Genomic DNA, 6,219 nt, shown 5'->3' on the forward strand with positions numbered 1-6,219 from the left:
ATAGCGATCCCGATAGCGATGTCGATGGATTCTGCCAATATGAAAACTGCTTAAGTTGACGACATGGCATTGCAACCGGGAAAAGCAAATAAGGATATGGAGGACCACGCCAGATGAAAAAAATAAGCCGGATTCTGTCAATCACACCACTTTTCAAGGGGCTGTCGGAGCAGGAGCTCGATGAAATCAGCGGCATCGCCATCGACCGGAATTACAAGCGCGGCGAATCCATATTCACGGAGGGTGAGGAGGCTAACGGGTTCTACATCGTCGCTGAAGGCCAGGTAAAAATCTTCAAGACATCCATGGAGGGAAAAGAGCATATCCTGCACATCTATGGCCCGGGCAATCCCTTTGGCGAAGTGCCGGTGTTCTCCGGCTCCCGGTTCCCGGCCAATGCCCAGGCCCTGGTCAAGAGCCACATTCTCTTTCTGCCCAGAAATGCGTTTGTGCGCCTGATTGCCGACCACCCGTCCCTCTCCATGAATATGCTCGGCGAGCTCTCCATGCGATTGCGCCAGTTTACCGTCCAGATCGAAAACCTCTCACTCAAGGAAGTCCCTTCCCGCCTGGCATCTTACCTGATCTATCTGGCCAGGGAGCAGAAAAATCCGGAGCACGTGACCCTGGCGATATCAAAGGGGCAGTTGGCCAGCCTGCTGGGCACGATTCCGGAAACGCTTTCACGAATCTTTGCCAAAATGTCCGCCCAGGGTCTGATCCGGGTCGACGGCAAAGACCTCTACCTGCTGGACCCACTCGGGCTGGAAGACTTGGCCGCGGCCGGAAAGCTGGCCGAATAATAAAATCCCGCATTTTTAAATTGACACATTGTGGTAGTTAATTTATGTTTAGCGCCATGAGACCGCTGCCACGCCACAACCGCCCGATTTTGGCCGGCCGTTTTCTTTGCCTGATGGTCATGGCGATGCTGCTGGCCAATCCTGTCCTGGCAAGTGTATCAGCCGCGCTGGCCTGCAATGGCCGTTGCTGTTGCACCGATTCCGAAGTAACCGCCGCAGTCACGATTCGCAGCGTCACATCCGCTCAGGCGGCCTGCTGCCGGCCAACGGATGCAGCGCCATGCAATATGTCCGCAGGGGGCTTGCCGGACCCGGCGCCGGCATTGGTCCAGACCCCTGATCGTCAATCCACGGATCCCGTCCAGCTGCTTTCGGGCAACAGTCACACAGCGGCCGACCTTTTGCCGTTCACCTCCCCCGTTTCACGAGTCACCGGCGTACCGGCGTTATCCGACCCACCGGTCTACCTGCGAACCTGCCATCTGATCTGTTGATCTTTTCTCATGGCGCCTGAAGCATAAACACGTTGGCGGCAGAGTCTGCCGCAGGCGGCTATCAGACAGCGCCCTTAGGTGCCGGCGCTCCTTCAGGCGTTGACCTTCAGTCTGCCCCCTACAGTTATCAATTGTACTGAATCCTTCCCGCGGCGATTCGCGGGAAAGGCTCTGCCTGTAACGGCAGCGATAGGCAGTGCCGTAGGTATGTATATCGATTTCCAAATAGCTTGCTATCGCAGTTCAACAGCCATCTACGCATTGAGGAGCACGATTCATGACTGCAAAGAAAAAATCATCCAAAGCCAGCACCATCGAAGCCAAGAAAGCCGCCGTTATGAACACCGGCAGAAAGAACCCGACCCCCATCGTCATCGCCGCCGTGGTCGTCATCGCCCTGGCCGCCGGCCTGGGTTTCTTTTTGTTCCCGGGGGGCGAATCCACCAGGATCACGACAGCCCACTCGCCGTCGGGGTCCCCGATCGCCGAGAAGGGCCGTTTGGTCTACCAGGTCAGCCTGTTCGATGACGGGAAAGCCCGCCATTTTCAATATGCCGACACGGAAAGCAAGACCACCATCGGCTATTTCATCCTGAAAAGCACCGATGGCGTCATCCGGGCGGCCTTCGATGCCTGCGACGTCTGTTGGCGGGCGGGCAAGGGCTACTACCAGGAGGGCAGCAGCATGGTCTGCAGAAACTGCGGGCGCCGCTTCGAGTCGGTGATGGTCAACGAAATCCAGGGGGGCTGTAACCCGGCGCCGCTGAACCGCACCATCCAGGGCGACCAGGTGGTAATCCTGGAGGAGGATCTGAAAAAGGGCCAGACCTATTTTAACTTTTCCAAAGAGGCCTAAATCATGCGACTGACCGATATTTCCATAAAGAACCTGATGCGGCGCAAGGCCAAAGCCGGTTTTATCATGGCCGGCTTGGTGGTCGGCGTGGCCGCCATGGTGGCGGTGATCGGTTTCGTGCGCACCATGACGGCCGAAATCAACCACAAGATGGAGCGCTACGGTGCCAACATTCTGATTTTGCCCAAAACCGAAGATCTTCAACTCAGCTACGGCGGGCTCAATCTGGGCGGCGTATCCGTCGGCGTGCAGCCGATCCGCCAGGCGGACCTGCATCGCCTGACCAGCATCAAAAACGCCGCCAACATCGCCGCCACCGGACCGACCCTGCTGGGTGTGGTTTCCGCCAATGGCCGCGACGTGCTGTTGGCCGGCATCGACATGAACCGCGTCGACGTCCTCAAACCCTGGTGGAGCCTTTCCGGCAACCGGCCCGACAGCAATGCCCTGCTGGCCGGGGCCCAAACCGCCAGCCTGCTGAACCTGACCATCGGCCAAACGGTCGACATCAATGGCAGGCCTATGCACGTGTCCGGCATTTTGGGCTCCACCGGCAGCCAGGACGACCAATTGCTGTTTGCCGAACTGGCGACCGCCCAGGTCATTTTAGGCAAGCAGGGCCAGATCTCCATGGTGGAAGTGGCGGCCCTGTGCCACGACTGTCCCATCGACGACATGGTTCGACAAATCTCGAGCGTGCTTCCGGACGCCAAAGTCATGGCCATCCAACAGGTGGTCAAGGGGCGCATGGACACGCTGCACCGCTTCAGTGCCTTTTCCATGGGCATGTCGGCCGTGGTCATCCTGGTGGGCAGCCTGGTGGTGCTCACGACCATGATGAGCAGTGTCCGCGAACGCAAGGAGGAGATCGGTATTTTTCGGGCCATGGGGTTTCGCAAAAGCCATGTGATGGGCATCATCTTTAGCGAAGCGGCCATGGTCTCCGGCCCGGCCGGTCTCATCGGCTATCTGGCGGGCACCGGTGCCACCTTCATCGCCGTGCGGTTCTTTTCGGATATGGACCATGCGTCGACCACCTGGGATCCGCTGCTGTGCGGCGGCGCGATCCTGTTGGCCATGATTGTCGGCCTGACGGCCAGCGTCTATCCGGCCATCATGGCTGCCCGGTTGGACCCCAACACCGCCCTGCGGTCCTTGTAGGAGGTTATCATGAGCAGTATCCACGCCCAAGGTCTGGGCAAATCCTATGGCCGGGGCAGCGCGGTTGTCCATGCCCTGGCCGACGTCAGCTTTACCATCGACAGCGGAGCCTTCGTGGGCATCATGGGGGAGTCGGGGTCCGGCAAATCCACCCTGCTCTCCATCCTGGGTGCCATGAACACCCCCACCACGGGAAGGTTGAACGTTGACGGCATCGATGTCTACGATCTGAAATCGGAGCAGCGCGCCGATTTTCGGCGTGAATTTCTGGGTTTCGTTTTTCAGAGCTTCCACCTGATCCCCTATCTGACCCTGCTGGAAAATGTCATGCTGCCGTTGACCACCATCCGCATGCCCAAATCGGAAAAACAAGGCAAGGCCCAGGCTGCACTCGATCGGGTGGGACTTGGAGGAAAAGGTGAGCGACTGCCCGGCGAAGCCTCGGGCGGAGAAAAGGAGCGCTGCGCCATCGCCCGGGCCATCGTCAACGATCCGCCGGTGCTGCTGGCCGACGAGCCCACGGGCAATCTGGACACCCGCACCACCGATGCGGTCATGGAGCTGTTCACCGGACTCAACGCCGAAGGCATGACCATTGTAATGGTCACCCACAGCCCCCGCTGCGCCGCCCATGTGCACCGCGTCCTCGACGTGGCCGACGGGCGGATGGTGAAAAGGCCATGCTGACCGGCCAACGTGGGTCTGCCGTCATTTGTTTTTCAGGATAAGGCCTCTTTAATTGCCGGCAGCGCCAGGCGCTGTCGTCATTCGGGGTTCAACGGCCGACGGTCGGTGCTGGACCTTGCCCAACGAAGTCCGCTGCAGACGGCGGACAACTGTCCGGCGGCTTTCTCGGGCGAAGCAGCCTGCCACACGGCCCCGAGCACGGCAATGCCCTTGAACCCGAGGGTTGCGGCCGTAGCCGCCCGTTTTGCATCGATCCCTCCCAGGGCAATCACGGTGTGTTCGGTCCGGGACAGGAAGCGTGTTAACTCCGCCGGGTCAAAAGCCGCCCGGTAACCTGGTTTGGAGATGCTGTCGAAGATGGGGCTCAGCAGAATATAATCCAACAGGCCGTCGTCCTCAGGGACGTCCGTGATGCGGTGAAAGGCCGAGGAGAGGCACCTCCCCGGCTGCGCCAGCCTGAACTGCCGGAGGCGCTGCAGGTTGGTCGTCCTTTCTTTTTCCGCAACATGTATGCCCATCAAATCACAGTGATCGAGCAGCCCCGGGTGGCCGTGGACCATGATCCGCGGGTGAAAAGAAACCGGAATCTGTTTCAGGTAATCGGCGATCTGTCGGTCGGTTTGCCCCGGCTTTCGCAGGTGAATGGTGGCAGACGACTGTTGCAAAAGCCTGCAGGTCACTTGCGGTTCGTCGGGAATATCCGCAGGCGGGGAGATGATGATCAGGCGTTTTATTTTTTCTCCATCTTCTGTTTCAATTTCTTTTCAATTTCGGCAAACAAGCTCTGTTTTTTCTGATCCTGTTGGGCCTTGATGGAAGCCACCTTCTCTTTCATGACGTCCTTGCCTTTTTTGAATTTCTTTAGCTCCTGCTCCAAGCGGCTCTCTTCGGTATCCCTCGGCAAGTCCTCGATGGCCAGGTGGTTGCCCACGACAATCCGGTCGTTAAATCCGCTTTTCACCGTATCGACGATGCCCTGCTCCTTGAACCGGTTGAGCAGGTAGCTGCCCTTTTCCTCCGAATAGTCGAGCAGACGGCAGACGGATTCGATGGCCGGCGGCGCCCCGTCCCGATAATCCAGCACCCGGACAGCCGCTACGAAAAGATGGGCGGTGGTATACAAATCGTTCGCGGTCATGATGGTCAATCCCTGCTTTGCATGGTTTTGGGGACCGGCCAATTTCTTGACATCCCCCGGCAAGGAGAGTAACATCTGCCGGTGAATTGTCAAGCGGCAACCGGCCCGCACTTTCCGGGGTCCGACATTCCTTCAAACCAGCATTATTCAAGGGCGTTGAAACCATATTGCGCGTCATCGGCGCGGCCGGTGTCGACCATGCAAAACAGACAATCGGGGGATGAAAACATGACGGAGATTATCGATGTAACGGCGAGAGAAATCCTGGATTCCAGAGGCAATCCCACCGTGGAAGTGGAGATGATGCTGGCCTGCGGCGCCACCGGTCGGGCGGCGGTTCCCTCCGGCGCCTCCACAGGCACACGAGAGGCCCTGGAGCTGCGCAACACCCGCGCCAAGCGCTACGGCGGCAAGGGCGTGGCCACGGCCGTAAAGAATGTCAACACCACGATTGCCGATGAAATCCTCGGGATGGACGCCTCCGACCAGTTGACCCTGGACGCCTGCATGCTGGCCCTGGACGGTACGGCCAACAAATCCAAGCTGGGCGCCAACGCCATCCTGGGCGTTTCCATGGCGGCGGCCCGGGCGGCGGCCGCTGCCTTCGGCATTCCCCTGTTCCGCTACCTGGGCGGGGTAAACGCCAGGATCCTGCCGGTGCCCATGATGAACGTGATCAACGGCGGCGCCCACGCGGCCAACAACCTGGACATCCAGGAGTTCATGATCGTGCCTTTCGGCGCAACCTCGATCGCCCAGGCCATCCAGATGGGCGCGGAGACGTTTCATGCACTGAAAAAAATCCTCAAGTCAAAAGGACTGAGCACGGCCGTGGGCGATGAGGGTGGATTCGCACCAGATCTCAAATCAAACGAAGAAGCCCTGAGCTTCATCATGGAAGCCATCAATTCCGCCGGATACACCCCCGGCAAGGATATGGGTCTGGCCCTGGATGTGGCGGCCAGCGAATTGTACACGAAGAAGAAATATGTCCTCAAGGGCGAAAACAAATCCCTGTCCGCCGTGGAAATGGTAGATTATTTTGAAGACCTGGTAGAAAAATACCCCATTTTGTCCATC

Annotated in this window: 8 protein-coding genes; 6 read left to right on the forward strand and 2 right to left on the reverse strand. The window is 58.7% G+C overall.

Annotated elements, in window-relative coordinates:
* Window positions 1-113: 113 nt before the first annotated feature.
* The 5 genes from ABYV26_RS18130 to ABYV26_RS18150 all read left to right on the forward strand — a co-directional run bounded on the left by ABYV26_RS18130 (window position 114) and on the right by ABYV26_RS18150 (window position 4,001).
* On the forward strand, window positions 114-803 hold the full coding sequence (locus ABYV26_RS18130) for a Crp/Fnr family transcriptional regulator (protein WP_372682765.1): 690 nt from the start codon (window positions 114-116) through the stop codon (window positions 801-803).
* A 56-nt stretch (window positions 804-859) separates the two neighbouring features.
* The gene (locus tag ABYV26_RS18135; RefSeq protein ID WP_372682766.1) at window positions 860-1,297 is read left to right on the forward strand and encodes a hypothetical protein; all 438 of its coding nucleotides are present in this window, start codon (window positions 860-862) and stop codon (window positions 1,295-1,297) included.
* Window positions 1,298-1,574: 277 nt separating this feature from the next.
* Window positions 1,575-2,153: a Fe-S-containing protein gene (locus ABYV26_RS18140; protein WP_372682767.1), complete on the forward strand. Its 579-nt coding sequence runs from the start codon at window positions 1,575-1,577 to the stop codon at window positions 2,151-2,153.
* Window positions 2,154-2,156: 3 nt separating this feature from the next.
* Entirely contained in the window at window positions 2,157-3,314 is a 1,158-nt protein-coding gene (locus ABYV26_RS18145; RefSeq protein WP_372682768.1) for an ABC transporter permease, read from the forward strand.
* A gap of 9 nt (window positions 3,315-3,323) precedes the next feature.
* The gene (locus ABYV26_RS18150; RefSeq protein WP_372682769.1) at window positions 3,324-4,001 is read left to right on the forward strand and encodes an ABC transporter ATP-binding protein; all 678 of its coding nucleotides are present in this window, start codon (window positions 3,324-3,326) and stop codon (window positions 3,999-4,001) included.
* 77 nt (window positions 4,002-4,078) lie between these two features.
* Here the strand turns inward: ABYV26_RS18150 and ABYV26_RS18155 are convergent, their stop codons facing one another.
* Together ABYV26_RS18155 and ABYV26_RS18160 are read right to left on the reverse strand one after the other, a co-directional pair.
* Window positions 4,079-4,759, reverse strand: a complete 681-nt coding sequence (locus ABYV26_RS18155; RefSeq protein ID WP_372682771.1) for a thiamine phosphate synthase — start codon at window positions 4,757-4,759, stop codon at window positions 4,079-4,081.
* The gene (locus ABYV26_RS18160) at window positions 4,732-5,139 is read right to left on the reverse strand and encodes a hypothetical protein (protein WP_372682770.1); all 408 of its coding nucleotides are present in this window, start codon (window positions 5,137-5,139) and stop codon (window positions 4,732-4,734) included. The genes ABYV26_RS18155 and ABYV26_RS18160 overlap by 28 nt, the downstream gene beginning before the upstream one ends.
* A 228-nt stretch (window positions 5,140-5,367) precedes the next feature.
* Here ABYV26_RS18160 and eno point away from each other — a divergent pair.
* Window positions 5,368-6,219: phosphopyruvate hydratase (eno, locus tag ABYV26_RS18165; protein ID WP_372682772.1), on the forward strand; the 852-nt coding region annotated here is incomplete at its 3' end.

This window comes from Desulfosarcina sp. (assembly GCF_041551955.1).
In the GTDB taxonomy this organism is placed as follows: domain Bacteria; phylum Desulfobacterota; class Desulfobacteria; order Desulfobacterales; family Desulfosarcinaceae; genus Desulfosarcina.

Excerpts from the sequence above, each read along its gene's own strand:
- ABYV26_RS18130 (WP_372682765.1), top strand. The coding sequence starts at position 114 with ATGAAAAAAATAAGCCGGATTCTGTCAATCACACCACTTTTCAAGGGG.
- ABYV26_RS18135 (WP_372682766.1), top strand. The coding sequence starts at position 860 with ATGAGACCGCTGCCACGCCACAACCGCCCGATTTTGGCCGGCCGTTTT.
- ABYV26_RS18140 (WP_372682767.1), top strand. The coding sequence starts at position 1,575 with ATGACTGCAAAGAAAAAATCATCCAAAGCCAGCACCATCGAAGCCAAG.
- ABYV26_RS18145 (WP_372682768.1), top strand. The coding sequence starts at position 2,157 with ATGCGACTGACCGATATTTCCATAAAGAACCTGATGCGGCGCAAGGCC.
- ABYV26_RS18150 (WP_372682769.1), top strand. The coding sequence starts at position 3,324 with ATGAGCAGTATCCACGCCCAAGGTCTGGGCAAATCCTATGGCCGGGGC.
- ABYV26_RS18160 (WP_372682770.1), bottom strand. The coding sequence starts at position 5,139 with ATGACCGCGAACGATTTGTATACCACCGCCCATCTTTTCGTAGCGGCT.